The sequence below is a fragment of the Nocardioides sp. genome (assembly GCF_050246775.1).
GTDB lineage: Bacteria > Actinomycetota > Actinomycetes > Propionibacteriales > Nocardioidaceae > Nocardioides.
Map to the genome: position 1 here is coordinate 1,070,566 of NZ_JBFWVK010000001.1, position 18,134 is coordinate 1,088,699.

The following is an 18,134-nucleotide window of genomic DNA, read 5'->3' on the forward strand; positions in this document are numbered from 1 at the left end:
CCCGGTTCCCAGCGAACTCCCAGCCTCGTCGCAGGGGGTTCGGAGATTGCCGGGCCAAGATTCCCCGCATGACCAACCTGGACTCAACCAGCGTCCTTCCCGGCTCGAGGTCCGAGGACGATGAGCCGGCGCCGCCGAGGCGGCGCCGCTTCGCCGGCCGCGCCGGTCTGATCGTCAATCTCGTCATCGCCGCCGCCGTCCTGCTCGTGATCGCGCTCATCGCGTGGACCCTCCGCGGCAACGGGAGTGACCCGACGACCGCCACCCAGACCTCGACGGTGGACACCGGCGAGGTGACGGCCACCGTGTCGGCGAACGGGAACATCGCCGCGGGCACCACCGTCAACGTGGACTTCCAGGGCACCGGCGGCATCGTCACCGCGATCCTGGTCAAGCCAGGTGGCAAGGTGCGCAAGGGGCAGGTCCTTGCCCGGGTCGACCCGACGGCCGCTCGACAGTCCCTCGAGCAGGCTCGCACCCAGCTCGCCTCTGCCCAGGCTGCCTACGAGAGCGCCACGCAGGGGCAGACCGCCCAGGAACAGGCCCGTGACGGCAGCACGGTCGACCAGGCTGAGGTCTCGGTCGACAGCGCCCGGACCAGCCTTCGTGCGGCTCAGCAGACCCTGGACCTGACCCGGCGCCAGCAGAACGCGGCCGTCTCGCGCGCCGAGGACGGCCTCGCCGAAGCGCTCACCACGCTGCGCGCCGCCCGGGCTGCCTATCAGGCCGCGCCGACTCCGGAGAACCGCCAGGCGGTCGTCTCCGCCCAGGCAGCCGTGGACACGGCACGCTCGGCACTGATCACCGCACGCACCAGCCGCGACTCGGCACTGCTTCAGGCCCGGCAGCAGGTCGCCTCGGCCCACGACCAGGTCGCTGCCGCTCAGGCGAGCCTGGCTGCCACCAAGGCTGGCGTCGCAGTGAACCGACAGGCACCTCGCGCCAGCGCCATCGACGCAGCCCAGGCACAGATCGACAGCGCTCAGGTCTCCGTCGCCCAGGCGCAGACCACGCTCGACCAGACCGTGCTGCGGGCACCCGTGGCCGGCACGGTCGCTCACGTCAACGGCACTGTCGGTGAACCGTCCTCGAGCACGTCGAGCTCCGCCAGCTCCTCGACGACCGGGACGAGCACCGCGGCGGCCACCACGACGACGACCGGGTTCGTCACCCTGACCGGCACGGACGCGCTGCAGGTGACGGCCGATGTGGCCGAGGCTGACATCGCCGACGTCCACCTCGGGCAGGCTGCGGTCGTTACTCTGTCGGCATCGGGCAAGGAGGTCGCCGGCTCGGTGTCGGCGGTGGACACGATCGAGACCGTGACCAACAACGTCGTGGAGTACGGCGTGACGGTCACCCTCGACGACGCCTCGGGCGTCAAGCTCGGTCAGAGCACCCAGGTCGTCATCACCACCGGCACCAAGCAGGGCGTCGTACGAGTGTCGGCGAGCGCCTTGACCACGGTCGGCGACCGCACCACCGCGACTGTGCTGAGCAGCGACGGCGAGAGCAGCACCGCTGTGGTCGTCACGGGCTTGGAGGGTGACACGTACACCGAGATCCTGAGCGGTCTCGCCGACGGCGACGAGGTGGTCCTCCCGGCGCAGTCCGAGGCCCCGGCCGACTTCACGTTCCCCGGCGGCGGCGGACTCGGGGGGCTGGGATGAACCACCTCGTCCCTCGACGTCCGGTCCTCGACCTGACCGCCGTACACAAGGTCTACGGGCACGGCGAGGCCGAGGTTCGTGCCCTGGACGGGGTCGACCTGCGCGTCGAGCACGGTGACTACGTCGCGATCATGGGCGCGTCCGGGTCGGGCAAGTCGACGTTGATGAACATCATCGGCTGCCTCGACGTCGCCACCTCGGGCCGCTACCTGCTCGACGGCATCGACGTACGACGCCTCGAGGAGCGGCAGCTGTCGCTGGTCCGCAACCGGAAGATCGGCTTCGTCTTCCAGAGCTTCAACCTCATCGCAAGGACCACTGCGCAACGCAACGTCGAGCTCCCGTTGGCCTACGCCGGCGTCCGAGCCGCGGAACGGGCCCGACGTGCTTCCGCGGCCCTCGCCCGGGTCGACCTTGCCGAGCGCGCCACGCACGTGCCTTCCGAACTGTCAGGTGGACAGCAGCAGAGGGTCGCCGTCGCCCGCGCCATCGTGACCGACCCGGTGCTCCTCCTGGCCGACGAACCCACCGGCGCTCTCGACAGCCACAGCACGGCGTACGTGCTGGCCCTGTTCGACGACCTCGCCATGAGTGGCCGCACCCTCGTGGTCATCACGCACGAGGACGAGGTGGCCCACCACGCCAAGCGCATCATTCGGATGTCCGATGGCCGGATCGTGTCCGACACCCGTCAGGTCGACGTCGACCAACCACCTCCGCGGTGGCAGGCGGCCCAGACCGACGCCCAGCACCGGGCGGAGGCCGACGTGCGATGAACCTCACTGAGACCGGCCGTTTCGCCTGGCAGGGCGTCACCGCCAACAAGACCCGGTCTGCGCTGACCACGCTCGGCGTGCTGATCGGGGTCGCCGCCGTCATCATCCTGGTCGCGGTGGGCACCGGCTCGAGCAGAGCCGTCCAGGATTCGATCGGTGCCCTGGGCAGCAACACCCTGACCATCACCGCGAGCGCCAGCGGCTCCGGAGGTTTCCCGGGCGGCGGCGGTGGGGGCTTTCCGGGAGGGCCGTTCGCAGGTGCGGACACCACCACCAGCCAGAACGCCACCTCGAGCCGGGCCGCCGAGCTGACCATGGCCGACGCGGAGGCCCTGGCTACCAGCGACGAGGCCGACCACGTGCTCGGCTTGGCGCCAGTGGTCAACGCCACCTCGGTCACCGCGACCTTCGAGGGTGCCGCTCACGACGTCAACACCTTCACGGGCACGACCCCCGCCTATCTGGCCATCGACAACACCGAGGTCCGGTACGGCTCCGCGTTCACCGACGAGGACTACACCGCCCATCGTCGCGTTGCGCTGCTCGGCCAGACCGTCGCCGAAGAGCTCGCCGGCTCCGACGTGAGCAGCATCGTCGGGAAGATGGTGTCCTTCAACGGCTTCCAGTTCGAAGTCGTCGGCGTGCTCGCCGAGAAGGGCAGCACCGGGCCCCAGGACTCCGACGACCGGGTCATTGCACCGGCGACCTCGGTCCAGGACACCCTGTCGGGCTATGGAGCGTTGAGCTCGATCTCCGTCAAGGCCACCTCCGCCGAGGACGTGAGCGCTGCGCAGAACGAGGTCCAGGCGCTGCTCGACGCCCGCCACGACGTGAGCTCCGCGAATCGCGACTACAGCGTCACCAGCGCGTCGTCGATCCTCGAGGCCGCCACGTCCTCCAACGAGACGTTCACCGTCCTGCTCGGTGCCGTGGCCGCGATCTCGCTGTTGGTCGGCGGGATCGGGGTCATGAACATCATGCTTGTCACGGTGACCGAGCGGACCCGCGAGATCGGCATCCGCAAGGCGGTCGGCGCCAGCAGATCCGACATCATCGGCCAGTTCCTGGCCGAGGCTGTGCTGCTTTCCCTCTTCGGCGGGGTGGTGGGCGTGGCCGCCGGCCTGATCGGCTCGCGCTTCACGATCGTCGGCGTACAACCAGTGGTCGCGCCGTACTCCGTGGTCCTTGCCTTCGGTGTCGCCATCCTGATCGGCCTCTTCTTCGGCCTCTACCCGGCCAACCGGGCGGCGGCACTACGCCCCATCGAAGCCCTGCGCTATGAGTGAGGAACCCATGACGAACACCGCCGTCAACAACTCGATGCTGGACGAAGAATGGCTGGCCACCCCCGTACGCCGATCGCGACTGCGGACCGTCCTGGTCGTCATCCTGGCCGGCGCCCTGTGCTTCCTCGGGGGAGCCGTGGTGCAGAAGCAGTTCGGCACCGGCTCCGAGACTGCCTCGGCTACCGGTCCCGCCGGTCTTCCCGGTGCCCAACTCCCGGCCGGGCTGCCTGAGGGGGGCCTTCCCGCGTTGGGTGGCTCAGCCCCCACCACCGACGGTCCGTCCGACGCGGCCGAGACCGACTCCGTCATCGGCACGGTCGTGAAGGTTCGCGGCACCGTCTGGACCGTGGAGGACCTGGGCGGCGAGCGGCACCGTGTCGACGTCAGCCAGGACACGAGAGCCATACGCGAAAGCCGGACCGACATCACCCGCGTGCGAGAAGGCGATCGCGTGGATGTCTCCGGAAACCTCGACAGCGGTCGACTGGTGGCCGACGAGGTCACCCTGCGATGACCGTCAACCGAAAGGATCAACCGTCAGTGAACACGACACGCAACGCGATCGCTGCACTCGGACTGGCCGCCTTGCTGGCCCTCGCCGGGTGCGGTGGCGACGAGCCCGATGGCAGCACCGAGTCCCCGACCGAGAACGCCAGCTCCCCCACCGGCGGTCCCGGTGGATTCGACACCGCTGAGATCGAGAAGATCCAGGCGTGTCTCGACGCTGCCGGGCTGGACGACGTCCTGCCTACCGGCCGGCCCAGTGATCTGCCCAGTGATCTGCCCAGCGATCTGCCCAGCGATCTGCCCAGCGACGTGCCCACGGACCTGCCCTCTGACGCTGCCGGGGGCAATCTCGGAGCGCTCCAGGACCCTGAGGTGCAGGAAGCCCTCGAGGCGTGCGGCCTCGAGATGCCGCAGCCCCCCGGCCAGAACTAGAGGTTCTGCCGGGACGCCACCAAGGGCAGCCGCGCTCAGAGGGCGCGGAGGATGTCTTCGACGCGGTCTTTGGCGTCGCCGAAGAGCATGGCGGTGTTGTCGCGGTAGAAGAGTGGGTTCTGGACGCCGGCGTACCCCGAGGCCATGGAGCGTTTGAAGACGATGACGTCGTGGGCCTCCCAGACGGTCAGGACGGGCATGCCTGCGATGGGGCTGGTGGGGTCTTCGGTGGCGGCGGGGTTGACGGTGTCGTTGGCGCCGATGACCAGGACGACCGCGGTGTCGGCGAAGTCGTCGTTGATCTCGTCGAGCTCGAGCACGATGTCGTAGGGCACCTTGGCCTCGGCGAGGAGCACGTTCATGTGTCCCGGGAGGCGTCCGGCGACGGGGTGGATCCCGAAGCGGACCGTGGTGCCGCGTTCGCGGAGCTTGCGGGTCAGCTCGGCGACACCGTGCTGGGCCTGGGCCACCGCCATCCCGTAGCCGGGGGTGATGATCACGCTGTCGGCGGCGGCGAGGAGCTCGGCTGCGCCTTCGGCGGTGATCTCGTGGTGCTCGCCGTAGTCCTTGTCATCACCGGGCCCGGCCTCGATCCCGAACCCGCCGGCGATGACGGAGATGAAGGAGCGGTTCATCGCCTTGCACATGATGTAGGACAGGTAGGCACCGGACGATCCCACGAGGGCGCCGGTGATGATGAGCAGGTCGTTCTCGAGCAGGAACCCCGACGCGGCCGCCGCCCACCCGGAATAGCTGTTCAGCATGCTGACGACCACCGGCATGTCGCCGCCGCCGATCGAGGCGACCAGGTGCACCCCGAGCAGCAGCGCGATGACGGTGACCGCGATCAGCAGCCACAGCTGGGGATCGATGACGAACCACACGGTCAGCACCGCGAACAACGCGAGGGCGCCGAGGTTGAGCAGGTTCTTGCCGGGTAGCACCAGGGGGCTGGACTTGATCCGCGCGGACAGCTTGAGGAACGCCACGATCGAGCCGGTGAAGGTGACCGCGCCGATGAAGACCCCGATCATGACCTCGGCGTGGTGGATCCCGAGGGTGTCGAGGGAGTCCAGGACACTGGCCTCGAGGCCGCCCGGGTCACCCTCGACCAGCAGGTAGCCGTTCCAGCCCACCAGGACCGCAGCCAGACCCACGAAGGAGTGCAGCAGCGCGATCAGCTCGGGCATCCCGGTCATCTCCACGACCCGGGCGCGTTGCAGCCCGATCGCGGCACCGACCAGCATCGCGACCACCAACAGCACCAGTCCCGTGTTGGACAGGTCTCGTTCGATCGCCAACGCGATGGTCGCGACCAGGGCCAGCCCCATGCCCGCCATCCCGAACGCGTTGCCCAACCGGGCCGTCTCGTGCTTCGACAACCCGGCCAAGGCCAGGATGAACAGCAGCGCAGCCACGATGTAGGCGGCCTGCGCAGCGGTCTCGACAGTCATCTCTTCACACTCTCTTCAGGACCGGTCGTCAGGATCGGGAGAACATCGCGAGCATGCGGCGGGTCACCGCGAACCCGCCGAAGACATTGATGCTCGCCAGCAGGATCGCGACGAAGGCCAGCACCGTGATGGTCGTGCCCCCGTCCGACTCGGTGTGCCCGATCTGCAGCAGCGCGCCGACCACGATGATCCCCGAGATCGCATTGGTCACCGACATCAACGGGGTGTGCAACGCGTGATGCACGTGCCCGATCACGTAGTAGCCGATCACGATGGCCAGCACGAACACCGTCAGGTGACCCAACAACGCGGCCGGCGAGAACGCGGCCAGGAGGAACAGCAGCGCCCCGGCCACCCCAGCGGTGCCGACCCGACGACCCGTCGAGAGCGGCGCCTTGACCGGGGCGGCCGGCGCGACGGGCGCGGCGGCCGCAGGCGGTGCTGCCGAGACCTCCACCGGGGGCGGTGGCCAGGTCAGCTCGCCGTCGCGGACCACCGCGATGGTGCGCTGGACGACATCGTCGAAGTCCAGGACCAGCTCGCCGTCCTTGCCCGGCGTCATCAGCTTCATCAAGTTGACCAGGTTGGTGCCGTAGAGCTGCGAGGCCTGCGCGGGCAACCGACCTGCGAGATCGGTGTAGCCGATGATGGTGACCCCGTTCTCGGTCACCACCGCCTCATCCTTCACCGTTCCCTCGACGTTGCCACCGTTGGCGGCCGCCATGTCCACGATCACGCTGCCGGCCTTCATCGAGGCCACCATCTCCGCGGTGATCAACGTGGGCGCCGGGCGCCCCGGGATCAGCGCGGTGGTGATGATGATGTCGACGTCAGGTGCCTGCTCGGCGTACAACGCCGCCGCCCGGGCGTTGTAGTCCTGAGACATCTCCTTCGCATACCCCGTCGCCGAGACCTCGACATCGGCCGCCTCGACCGAGAGGTACTCCCCACCCAGCGACCGGACCTGGTCGGCCACCTCCGGGCGCGGATCGGTCGCGCGCACGATCGCGCCCATGCTGCCGGCCGACCCGATCGCGGCCAGCCCAGCGACACCGGCGCCACACACCAGGACCTTGGCCGGCGGCACCTTGCCGGCCGCGGTCACCTGACCGGTGAAGAACCGTCCGAAGACATGGGCAGCCTCCACCACCGCGCGATAGCCCGCGATGTTCGCCATGCTGGAGAGCACATCCAACGACTGCGCCCGCGAGATCCGCGGCACCGCATCCATCGCCAACGCCGTGATCGGACGCCGTGCCAGATCCGCCACCAGCTCCGGATCGAGCCCAGGCGACAACAGGCTCACCAGGGTCGCACCGGGCCGCAGCGCATCCAACTGGGCGCTCGAGGGAGCATTCACCCCGAACACGACCTCCGCATCCGTCGCCGTACCGACCGTCGCGCCGACCGCCACAAACGCCTCATCAGTGAAGCTCGACGCCGCACCCGCACCAGCATCGATCACCACCTCATAGCCCAGACCCACCAACTGGGTCACGGTCGCAGGCGTCGCAGCCACCCGGGTCTCGCCCGGACGGGCTTCCTTCAGGATCCCGATGATCAACGCTGACTCCGATTCTCGTGGCGGCGGTTGCCTGATGATCCCGGCGCTTCGCAGGTTACCGATCAGTCTGTGATCGGCAACACACCACGGATCATCGCCCCTGCGCAATCTCCCGTGACATTTGACCCCCGCAAGGTGTGCGTGAGATCACCCGCCGCGAGGCCTCCTGGATTGGGGTTCCAGTCGCCGACCTCCTACTCTTGGGTAAGAGGCAAAGGGGCCTCGTCAAGTTACGTCGAAGTGGAGAAAGCCAGTGTCGCGCAAGGTGGAGTCGTTGCTCCGTCGGTTGGAGAAGCACCGTTCGCAGCGGAAGTTCGACAAGGAGTTGGAGTCGGCCAGTCCCAGCCTGCGCCGGGAGTACCGTGCCGCCCAACGCGGCTGGGACTCCTGAGCACTCAGCACTCTTGAAGAAGATGCTGCCGGACCCGCACCTGCTGGTCCGGCAGTTGCCATTTCAGCCGTGGGTCAGTCGCACGTAGTCGATGTTGCCGGTGAAGTAGTCGCAGGTCGTGGTGATCTGGTCGCAGTTGATCTTGCCACCGATCGTCAGCGGCACGTTGTTGGCGATGGTCCCGATGGTGACCCCCGCTGCCGCGTTCTTCTGGGAGTTGTAGACACCGTCGACGAACATGGTCACGTTGTTGCCTGACCGCACACACTTCAGTGTGTGCCAACTGCCGACACTGAAGTCGACGGTCGACTGCGTGGAGATCTGGTAGTCCACGTTGTCGGTCCGACGCTTGAACAGGCAGGACGGGTAGCCGCCGGGCTGCTGGATCTTCCACTGGCCACCGACCGAGCCTGACTGTCCCTTCTGGATCACGTTGCCGAAGCTGTTCGACGTGCGGTAGCGGAGTTCGACGGTGAACGTGTCGCTGCCCGCATCCAGCGCGGCATTGTCCGGGACCTGGATCACTCGCTCAGGTTTGGCCGGCGGGGCCTCGGGGGAGGTGAAGAGCCACGCGTAGCCGGTCGCGCCGTCGACCTCGACCCCGGTGTCGAGGCCATCCTGGTCGATCACACCAGCGAGGTTGAGATTGCTCGAGCCAGTGTCTGTCATGGTGACCGCGTTCGGTGCTTCGTTCATCGCGAAGTAGACCTCCGAGGCACCGGTGACGGCGGACACCGTCACCGCTCTCGTCAGCACGGTGCTCACGTTGCCTGCGCCATCGGTCGCCGTCACCTGCACGGTGTAGCTGCCAACGGCTCGGGTCCCGGCGTCGAGGCCGAAGCTGACACTCGAGGTGCCCAGACCGGTGGGGTTCACCGGGAGTCCGTCAGGATTGGACGCCCCGAAGGTGGCCAGGTTGTCCTGGAGGTACTGCCCACCGGAGTTGCGCACCTGGACAACGACCTGGCTGACCTGAACGTTGTCGGCAGCCGCGCCACTGATCACCAGGCTCGCCGTCGTCGTGAGGTTGGCGGGTGGGCTGCTCAACGAGACGGTCGGCCTGGTGGTGTCGGGGGCAGCCACCATGACGAGGGTGTCACTGACCGTCACGGACAGGTCCTCGGAGTCACGCACCGTCACCGCAACGGCATAGGTGCCCACCGGAAGGCTGCCGCCGAGCCTCATCCGCCAACTCATCGAGGCAGTCCCCAGCCCACCCGCGGTGACCACCGGAGCGGGCAACGTGTTCGCGGTGGCCGCGAAGGTGACCAGGTCATCTTGGAGGTAGAGACCGCTGGCGTTGCGCACCGTCAGCGTGACAGCCGCGACCGCCTGGTCGTCGGTGGCCAGGCCGGTGAGGTCGACCACCGTACCGACCGGCACGTTCCCCGGCGGAACCACGAGGGTGGTGGTGGGGGGAAGCGGATCGGGGGTCGGGGTCGGTGGCACGGGGTGCACCGAGAAGCAGACGACGTAGCGCCTGCCCACCTGCCACTCGGCAGCCGTCGGGGCGTCGTAGCGGAAACGGGTCGTGCTGACCCTGGAGTCGCAACCGCTCCGCGCGGCCTGCCGAACGGCCACCGCTCCGGGGTACGCCGTGGCCCGGATCGACCAGGCCCTGGTGGCCTTGTAGGTGTGCTTGGCATCGCACGTGGTGGCCGCACCCGCCGAGGTCTGGCACAGCGCCTGGTTCGTCGGGGTGGGACTGGACAGAAGCGGGCGTCGGGTCGTGCGGATCGGCGTCAGGGAGCCCGAGCGCGGCAGCACTGCGTCGCAGCGGAACCATCGTGCGCCATGTCGCTTCTGGGCCGGTGTCGGTGAGAAGACCCGCAGCGTGAAAGCTGACATGGCGCGGGCCGCCGTACTGCGCCCGACGTAGCCGTTGAAGAGCCGCTGACACGTGCGCTGCTGGACCAGCCTGATCTTCGACTTCGACGACCTCGCCGTCCTGGCCGACAGCATTCCCACGCCCACCGTCTGGGCGGTGTGCGAAGCCGAGCACCTGATCGGCCTGGTTGAATTGGTGGCCGCGCGCGACTGCGCCCCGGTGAGCTGGCGACACTGCCCGACCTTGGGCTGCTGGTAGTTCGCCCCCGCGTATGCCGACTCGGCACCCAGCAACGACAGCACTGCGGCCACCAGCGCGACGGACACGAGCAGCGCGATGGACACCCGAGACGGGCGTCGTGTGCCTGCTTGACGGTTCACTGTCGTCCCCCCGGCATTCCGCGATGAGATCCACCGAGTTAGCCGCGACGTTATCACCGGCGCGGATGTTCGCCCAGGCGTCGGGCAGGCTCGAAGTCCCGCTACGCGTCAGCGTGGCCGTAGGAGTGGAACCTCAGCCCCGGGTCGACCTCGGTGCGGATGCGCTCAAGGCGTTCTCGGTTCGCCGCCGCCATGAAGGGAGCATCGCGCCGGGCGAGATTCTCGTCGGCGAGCTGGATGCCGGTGGAGTACGGCGCCAGCTCGGCCATCCCATCCATCACCCAGCTCGTGACAGCCGCCTCATCGCTCGGGTCACTCCACAGGCCGTACTGCGCGACATAGGTCTGGTCCTCCAGTGAGTAGGCCATGTCGGCGCGGGCCAACTTGGGCCACCAGTTCATCCAGATGAGGTGAGCCGGAGCCGGTGGAAGCTTGTCGACGATGCCTTGCAGGACCGGCAGAAGCTGTTCAGCCGACGCATGCGTCCACACGTTGTCCACGACGTGGAAGTGCTCCTCGGGCAGGAAGGCCATGGTCTCCTGAGTCAGGGCCGCCAGCGACATCACCCGGAAGGGCGGGACATCGCCCGCTCCGGGAGGCCTCGTCTCCAGGAAGGACAGATCAACCTCCACCTGCTCCAGGGTGTCGGCGAACGCTGCTGAGATGACCACGATGCCTGGGGCGCCAGTGAACGGAAGTCGGCGCGACACCACGAACATCAGTTCCACCGAGGTCGCGACGTCGGGCCCGACCGTGTGAGCCCAGTGCAGGATCTCCTCGAGGCTCTCGAGTGGATAGATGGCCAGGCGTCCGCCGATCACAGGTGGACGGCGGTGGAGCCGGAGGTGGAAGCGAGTGACGATGCCGGGAAAGCCGGGACCGGCGCCGCGTGCTGCCCAGTAGACGTCCGCGTTCTCGCCGGGGCTTGCGTGTCGCACGACCCCATCTCCGTCCACGTAGTCGATGGCCAGCACGCTCTCGCAGGCCATCCCGACTGCGCGTGAGTTCCAGCCGAAGCCGCCCTGCAGGAGATATCCCCCCAGTCCGACGCCTTCGCAGTGCCCCACCGGGAAGAAGACGTCGTGCTGGGCAAGGAGTCCGTCGAGCTCGTTGCTGCGGACCCCCGGCCCAACGACAGCGGTCATGGATTCAGTGTCGAGGGTGACCGTGTCCAGCTGGGACAGGTCCAGCAACAGACCGCCGTCACGCACGTGGTTGCACGTCCAGCTGTGCCCCCCGGAGCGGATGCCGATCTTCCAGTCGTTGGCCTTGGCCATGCGCACAGCCTCGACCACGTCTGCCTCGCTGGTGGCTCTCACGATCAGGTCCGGGTAACGATCCGGGAGGTGCAGATTGCGGCACGTGGCTCGGCGGGCGCTCTCGTAGCCAGAGTCGCCGCGCCGGAACGTCTCGCACTGCGGTGTCATCGGCCCACTTCCTTCAGGTTCCATCGGTCAGCTCTCAGGGGTGAACCGCAGGTGTTCGGGCGCGACCGTCACGAACAACATCCACCGATCGCCCAGCCCCCGCGTCACGTGGCCGCGGCCTGTGACGTCGTCGATGTAGGCCATGTCGCCGGCGACGGGACGCGTCACAGTTCCGTCCCCCGTCTCGTTCTCCGCTCTGCCGTTGAGCGTGAAGCCCAGTTGCGAGCGGGGTCCGTTGTGCCAGACGCCTGAGGAGTAGCCGTCTTCGCCATAGTCGCGCCGGGTGACGAAGGAGCCACGCGACTTCGGCCAGGCCTCGGTCGGTGGCACCGGCGCCAGAGCTGCTGGCCACGTGAACGGTTCGGATCGGGAGGAGCCGCCATCGTCGTAGATCCAGGTGAGCAACGGACGCCCGGTGCGTCGTACCGGGTCTGGTCGTGCCTCGTTGTCCCCCGGCTCGGGAGACCACCCCGGGGTGAGCACGAAGCACAGCCACGCGTGTCCGTCCCATGCCAGGTCCAGAGCCCCTGGGGAGCTCACCTCGGCACAGATCACGTCGCCGGGTCCGAGGACCGCGGCATCGTGACCGGCAGCCGAGACTCGCACCTCACCCGACAGCACCAGGACCATGTGTGCACCCAGCGTGCTCGGGCTCGGGATCTCGGCCCGAGCCGCCCGCGTCATCCAGAAGGCCGTCGACGGTATGACGTCGCTCGGGCCCTTGTCGCGGGCGTCTCGATGTGGCAGGAAGCCGTCTCCGAACTCAACCCCGCTCCGGCCTTCCAGAACTCGAAGTACGCGCACAGCTCAGGCTTCGCCGGGGGCGTACTTGCCAGTCAGTTGCGGTGAGACACCTTCCAGGCCGGCTTCCGCACGGTCGTGGCGAGTCTCGCGCTTCCAGGTGCGCTTGAGGTCGTCGCGGATATCGATCCCCAGGCGGCCCAGGCCTTCCACCTCAAGCTCGACGAGATCGCCATCCATGAAGGGGTGGAGCCCGCGGTGGTTGGTGCCGGTGGCAATCACATCTCCCGGCTCGAGGGTGTGCAACGAGGTGACGAACTCGATGCTCTTGGCGATGTCATAGGCCATGTCGTTGGTGTTGAAGTCCTGCATCAGCTCGCCGTTGGTCCACAGCTTCACCGAGAGGTTCTGGGGGTCCTCGACCTCATCGGCGGTGACCAGGTAGGGGCCGATCGGGCAGAAGGTCTCGCGCGACTTCATCTGATAGAACGCGTTCTGCCGCGGCCCGATCCCTCGCGCCGAGCCGTCGATGAGGTTCATGTATCCGAAGATGTAGTCGTAGGCCTCGGAGGCCGGCACGTTCTGCGCCCGCTTTCCGATGACGATCGCCAACTCGGCCTCGCCCTCGAAGACACTCGCGGGGATGTCCTGCAGAACCATCGTGTCCCCGTGTCCGATGATCGAGTTCGGGGTCTTGGGGAACCCGTTGATGGGAGGCGGCTCAGGGAGTGTCCCGTTCTCCATGTAGTTGCGGGCCATGCAGTCGATGTTCAGAGGTTGCGGCACCGGCGGTCGCACGCGCACCGAGCTCAGCGGCACTCCGGTCCCCGCCTCCAGGGCCGCTTGGAGGCGGTCGCTCAGGGCGTCCCAGCCCTCGATCACGGCCCTCATCAAGTCTTGGGGTGAGCGGTCGGCGAACTCCTCGACGGCTGGCGTGAGGTCGACGACCTCCTCTCCGCGGAGTGCGCCGAGCCGGAAGTCATCGAAGAACAGCAGCTTCACTTTGTGTGTTTCCTCTCTCAGGACTGGCCGTTGGGCACGAACTGCCCGTACGTGCCACGAAACAGAACCAGGGCGCGGCGGTCGTCCACCGCGCCCAGATCGATCACGGAACCGACGGCGATGGTGTGGTCGCCGGCGGCGTACTCGGCGTACAGCTCGCAATCGAGCCATGCCACCGCGTCGTCGAGGGCGGGACCGCCCTTGCGTTCGTGCCAGGTGAGGCCCGCGAACCGGTCGCCGGGCTTCGAGAACTGGCGGCTGGCGCTCTCGTGATGGTCCGCCAGGATGCTGATGCAGTAGCGGCCCGCGCGGCGGATCTGCGGCCAGGTGCTGGACGAGGTCGCTGCGCAGATCGAGACGAGGCGGGGGTTGAGCGACACCGAGGTGATCGAGTTGACCGCCATGCCGACCACTCCGCTGGCAGTCCGGCTGGATACGACCACGACCCCGGTCGGGAGATGGCCCAGCACACGCCGGAAGTCTTGGCTTGCAACGGGGTCGCGGTCAGACTCAAAAGCAACTCGCCGCTCTGGGGCAATAGTCATGTCATTCCACCTGTCGGAAACTGATTCCGTAAAACTAGTGTGTCCCTCGTCATACGTCAAGGGAGCCGTCCAGGCGGACCTCCAGACCCTGAAACTCGCCGCCAGCAGCAGGAATCGGGGGGCGAACGCGGACCTCCCGTCATATGTGATCACATTATTGCTCGCGGCTCCGTCACCGCCCTGGCCGAGGAGCTCTCCTACCAATGGCGACACGACGGGTCTGGGTGGCCGCTCCCGCCCCGACTTCCTGATCCCCGCCACTACTGTTGACATGACCCACGTCACACCCATACCGTTTCAGGCAATTCCGTACAGCGGAATCAATTTGCAATACAGCGTTTGGGGTCGTCCGTAGGCAACTGCCGGGCCGTCACCACTTCCCTGTCGAGACGTACAACTGGAGGACCTTGTGAACCGTACCTTTGAGTCTCGGAGCTCAGTGCGCCGAAAGGCACTGGCAGCCGTCGCGGTTGCGTGTGCGCTGACCCTGTCACTTGTGGGTTGCAGCTCGGATTCGGGCGACGGGGGCGCCTCGACAGCCAGCGGGGAGATCGACCGGGACGCCACGCTGCGCGTGGGCATCGACAGCGTCCCGATGACCTTCGACCCGATTCAGAATCCGGGCAACCAAGGCAACTACACGCTGCCCGAGCTCTACGACCAGCTCGTGCAGCTCGACGAGAACTTCCAGCCCGAGGCCATGCTCGCCACCAAGTGGGAGTACAACGCCGACGGCACCGAGCTGACCATGACCCTTCGTGACGACGCCGTCTTCAACACAGACGGCGCGCCCGTCAACGCGGACGCTGTCAAGGCCAGCATGGAGCGGGCCAAGACCGACAAGGCCTCCCTTGTCGCGCCGCTGCTGGCGAACCTCACCAGCGTGACAGCGGTCGACGACACCACCGTCAAGTTCTCCTTCGCCGGTCCGGCGTTCTCCTTCGTGTCCGACCTCGCCAACGACCCCCGCCTGTCATCCGTGGTTGACCCGGCCCACATGGACAATCTGGCAACGGATCCCGCCGGCTCGGGCCCGTACACCCTCGGCGACGCCACCCAGTCGAAGGTCGTCTTCAACCGGGTCGCCGATCACTGGGACGAGACCTCGGGTCTCGCCAAGACGATCGAGCTGAGCGGCATCCCCGACCAGAACTCGCGATTCAACGCAGTCAAGGCCGGACAGCTCGACGTCACCTACATCAACACCGGCCAGTTCGACGACGCGAAGCAGCTCACCGACTCCGGCAAGTTCCAGTCCTTCTACGAGCCACAGGTGCAGACCTTCGGCCTGCGAGTCAACGGAACCCCCGGCTCACCGATGTCCGACCCGGCAGTCCGTGAGGCGATCAGCGTCGGCATCGACCGCACCCAGTTCTGCAGCACGGCCTTCCCGGACATGAGCACGCCGACGCGTCAGCTCGTCGCCCCGGTCGATCCGGCTTTCGACAAGTCCCTGGACGACGAAGCTTCGCTCGCCGCGCAGACTGACAAGACCACGTCGCTCCTGGCGGATGCGGGCGAGAGCGACCTCGACCTGACCTTCCTCTCGTTCGCCACCATGGTGACGATCGCCGAGGTGCCCCAGCAGCAGCTGGCGGATGCCGGAGTCACGGTCAAGATCGAACAGCAGGCGACCTACCCCGCCGTGATCGGCGCCTGGCTGACCGGCAAGTACGACGTCAGCACCTTCGCGTTCGCCGTGGGTGACGCAAGCTCCATCGTCCGCCAGAACATCGAGACGGACCCGATCAGCGGAGGCGTCCCGGACTATGCGAAGGCCGCCTACGACAAGGCCAACACGACTCCGCCCGGGGCAGAGCGCGATGCCGCCTTCAAGGAGCTGAACAAGGTGCTGACCGAGCAGCCGGTCAACATCCCCTTGTGCAACGTCGGTCTCGGGCTCATCGGCAGCTCGCAGGTCACCGGACTCGAGAACGTCCGCTACCTGGGTTACGCACCGCCGTTCGAGACCCGCAGGCTCGGGCTCACCAAGTAGCACCTCCAGAGCCGGGATCGCCTCACCAGGCGGTCCCGGCTTTGGGTTTCCGACTCACTGATGGACACACGAAAACCGGGCGTACAGCCCCTGAAAGCGCAGGAGTTTCCATGACGGCGGACCGGCACGAGCTTCTCGAGGCGAGCGACGAGACCATCGAGGACGCGGTCGGGTATGCCGACGCAATGGTGCTGCGTGGTCTGCTCTACCAGTTGACCGGGGATGAGATGCTCGCCTCCGACATCCCCGTCGACGAGGTGCGCGCGCCACTGGCCGGAATGACGAAGACCGTCGCCGATCCCGACGCGATCGCGACGATCCGCGAGAAGGCCGCCACCTTCCTCAAAGCCCACCGCGACGCAGGGGCTCCTGACCTGTCCATCGGTCCGGTGGAGCGGCTGCGCCACAGCCTGAGCCTGTCGGCCGGGACGGAGGTGCCCGAGGCGGAGTTCGAGATGTGGCAGGAACAGCTCGCCGTCGATCCGTATGCACGAGGACTGGAATGGTCCGCCGAGCCCAGCCCCGAACGTCTCGGGAGCTTCCTCGTGGTGGTGATCGGCGCCGGCATGGCTGGACTGAACGCCGCCGTCCAGCTGCGCCATGCCGGGATCCCGTTCATCGTGATCGACAAGAACCCGCAAGTCGGCGGGACCTGGTTCGAGAACCGCTACCCAGGCTGCCGCGTCGACACGCCCAGTCGCGGCTATACCCACATCTTCGGAGCCAACTTCCCCTATCCCAGCCCGTTCTGTCCGCAGGAGGAGAACGAGAAGTACGTCAACTGGGTGGCTGACAACTTCGAGCTGCGCGAGCACATGGTCCACAACACCGAAGTGACCTCGGTGATCTGGGACGAGGACGACTCGACGTGGCAGATCTCCGCGAATGGTCCGGACGGGGCGAGGTCCTGGCGCGCCCAGGTCGTCATCACCGCGGTGGGGCTTCTCTCGCGACCCAACGTTCCCGCGATCGCGGGGATCGAGCGCTTCGAGGGACCGGCCTTCCACACCGCACGCTGGCCCGCCGGAGAGGCCGGCGACATGAAGGGCAAGCGCATCGCCGTCGCCGGCAGCGGGTGCACGGGCTACCAGTTGGTCGCCGAGCTGTCCAAGCAGGTCGACCACCTCTACCTGTTCCAACGCACCCCCAACTGGATCTTCGAGGTGCCCGGCTACCTCTCGCCCTATCCCGAGCAGGTCACCTGGCTGGATCGCAACTTCCCCTACTTGGTGAACTTCGCCCGATTCGCCACTGCGTGGGCCCAGCGTCCCAGCCTGACGGCGCACCCGATGGAGATCGACCCCACCTTCGAGGACCCCTACTCGGTCAGTGCGGCCAACAAGGAGGTGCGCGACCTGCGCGTCGACTACCTGCGCAACAAGTTCGCAGACCGTCCGGACCTGTTCGACATGATGCTTCCCAAGCAGCCGGCGCTGTCGCACCGACCGGTCCTCGTCGACGCTGACGACAACATCTACGATGCGCTGCTCCGCGACAACGTGACGCTGGTGCCGGAGGGCATCAGCCAGGTCAGCGAGCACGGGGTCATCAGTCAGGACGGCACCGAGTACCCCGTCGATGCCATCGCCTTGGCCACAGGATTCCGGGCCAACGAGTTCCTGATGCCCATGGAGGTGCGTGGTCACAACGGCATGACGCCACAGGACCTGTGGGCCAAGGACGGGGGACGCGCCTACCTCGGGGGCATGATCCCCGGCTTCCCCAACTTCTTCATGCTCTACGGGCCCAACACCAACGCGAATGTCGGCTTCTCCGCGATCCACCTGCAGGAGCTCATCACCAGGTTCGCCCTGGAGTGCACCGAGGCCCTGATCACTCGCGACAAGAAGAGCGTCGAAGTGACCGAGGAGGCCTACTGGCGCTACAACGACGAGCTGGACCGGGTGGCGGCCACCAAGGCCTGGATGGACCCACGCGCGCACAGCTACTTCACCAACGAATTCGGGCGGTCGGCCACCAACGGGGCGTTCGACGCTCGCCTGTTGTGGGCGTGGCTTCGCGACCCCAGGCAGCCGGAAGCGGCGGCACCCATCCACTCCGACGAGGTGGAGGTGATGAAGAACCGGGACCTGCTTCACCCCTACTTCGGCGAGGACCTCCAGCTCCACTAGCTC

Annotated in this window: 15 protein-coding genes; 8 read left to right on the forward strand and 7 right to left on the reverse strand. The window is 67.3% G+C overall.

Annotated elements, in window-relative coordinates; all coding sequences use genetic code 11:
* Window positions 1-68 precede the first annotated feature (68 nt).
* Genes AB7I40_RS05020 through AB7I40_RS05040 form a run of 5 tightly spaced genes read left to right on the forward strand, consistent with a single transcriptional unit; the run spans window position 69 to window position 4,671 of the window.
* Window positions 69-1,670, forward strand: coding sequence for an efflux RND transporter periplasmic adaptor subunit (locus AB7I40_RS05020; protein WP_428343948.1), 1,602 nt, complete (start codon window positions 69-71; stop codon window positions 1,668-1,670).
* Window positions 1,667-2,446: an ABC transporter ATP-binding protein gene (locus AB7I40_RS05025; RefSeq protein WP_428343949.1), complete on the forward strand. Its 780-nt coding sequence runs from the start codon at window positions 1,667-1,669 to the stop codon at window positions 2,444-2,446. Before AB7I40_RS05020 ends, AB7I40_RS05025 begins: the two co-directional genes overlap by 4 nt.
* A complete protein-coding gene (locus AB7I40_RS05030; protein ID WP_428343950.1) occupies window positions 2,443-3,732 on the forward strand; it encodes an ABC transporter permease in 1,290 nt (429 codons plus the stop codon). Before AB7I40_RS05025 ends, AB7I40_RS05030 begins: the two co-directional genes overlap by 4 nt.
* 7 nt (window positions 3,733-3,739) lie before the next feature.
* Window positions 3,740-4,246 carry a hypothetical protein gene (locus AB7I40_RS05035; protein ID WP_428343951.1) on the forward strand — a complete coding sequence of 169 codons (507 nt, stop codon included), beginning with the start codon at window positions 3,740-3,742 and terminating at the stop codon, window positions 4,244-4,246.
* Between the two features lie 26 nt (window positions 4,247-4,272).
* Window positions 4,273-4,671, forward strand: a complete 399-nt coding sequence (locus tag AB7I40_RS05040; RefSeq protein WP_428343952.1) for a hypothetical protein — start codon at window positions 4,273-4,275, stop codon at window positions 4,669-4,671.
* Window positions 4,672-4,706: 35 nt separating this feature from the next.
* Here AB7I40_RS05040 and pntB read toward each other — a convergent pair whose 3' ends face one another.
* On the reverse strand, window positions 4,707-6,125 hold the full coding sequence (gene pntB, locus AB7I40_RS05045; protein WP_428343953.1) for a Re/Si-specific NAD(P)(+) transhydrogenase subunit beta: 1,419 nt from the start codon (window positions 6,123-6,125) through the stop codon (window positions 4,707-4,709).
* 28 nt (window positions 6,126-6,153) lie between these two features.
* Window positions 6,154-7,689, reverse strand: coding sequence for a Re/Si-specific NAD(P)(+) transhydrogenase subunit alpha (locus AB7I40_RS05050; RefSeq protein WP_428343954.1), 1,536 nt, complete (start codon window positions 7,687-7,689; stop codon window positions 6,154-6,156).
* A gap of 253 nt (window positions 7,690-7,942) precedes the next feature.
* On the opposite strand from AB7I40_RS05050, the gene AB7I40_RS05055 reads away from it, so the two are divergent.
* Window positions 7,943-8,080, forward strand: coding sequence for a hypothetical protein (locus AB7I40_RS05055; protein ID WP_428343955.1), 138 nt, complete (start codon window positions 7,943-7,945; stop codon window positions 8,078-8,080).
* Between the two features lie 63 nt (window positions 8,081-8,143).
* Here AB7I40_RS05055 and AB7I40_RS05060 read toward each other — a convergent pair whose 3' ends face one another.
* From AB7I40_RS05060 to AB7I40_RS05080, 5 genes are all read right to left on the reverse strand, one after another.
* Window positions 8,144-10,288 (reverse strand): septum formation family protein, encoded by a 2,145-nt coding sequence (locus AB7I40_RS05060; RefSeq protein WP_428343956.1) that lies wholly within the window; start codon window positions 10,286-10,288, stop codon window positions 8,144-8,146.
* A 101-nt stretch (window positions 10,289-10,389) separates the two neighbouring features.
* On the reverse strand, window positions 10,390-11,715 hold the full coding sequence (locus tag AB7I40_RS05065) for an FAD-binding oxidoreductase (protein WP_428343957.1): 1,326 nt from the start codon (window positions 11,713-11,715) through the stop codon (window positions 10,390-10,392).
* Window positions 11,716-11,742: 27 nt separating this feature from the next.
* Window positions 11,743-12,399, reverse strand: coding sequence for a hypothetical protein (locus tag AB7I40_RS05070; protein WP_428343958.1), 657 nt, complete (start codon window positions 12,397-12,399; stop codon window positions 11,743-11,745).
* Between the two features lie 123 nt (window positions 12,400-12,522).
* Complete coding sequence (locus AB7I40_RS05075; RefSeq protein ID WP_428343959.1) at window positions 12,523-13,458, reverse strand: fumarylacetoacetate hydrolase family protein; 936 nt, start codon at window positions 13,456-13,458, stop codon at window positions 12,523-12,525.
* Window positions 13,459-13,475: 17 nt separating this feature from the next.
* Window positions 13,476-14,294: a flavin reductase family protein gene (locus tag AB7I40_RS05080; protein WP_428343960.1), complete on the reverse strand. Its 819-nt coding sequence runs from the start codon at window positions 14,292-14,294 to the stop codon at window positions 13,476-13,478.
* Between the two features lie 205 nt (window positions 14,295-14,499).
* On the opposite strand from AB7I40_RS05080, the gene AB7I40_RS05085 reads away from it, so the two are divergent.
* Window positions 14,500-15,999 carry an ABC transporter substrate-binding protein gene (locus AB7I40_RS05085; RefSeq protein WP_428347927.1) on the forward strand — a complete coding sequence of 500 codons (1,500 nt, stop codon included), beginning with the start codon at window positions 14,500-14,502 and terminating at the stop codon, window positions 15,997-15,999.
* Between the two features lie 110 nt (window positions 16,000-16,109).
* Window positions 16,110-18,131 (forward strand): FAD-dependent oxidoreductase, encoded by a 2,022-nt coding sequence (locus AB7I40_RS05090; protein ID WP_428343962.1) that lies wholly within the window; start codon window positions 16,110-16,112, stop codon window positions 18,129-18,131.
* Window positions 18,132-18,134 lie beyond the last annotated feature (3 nt).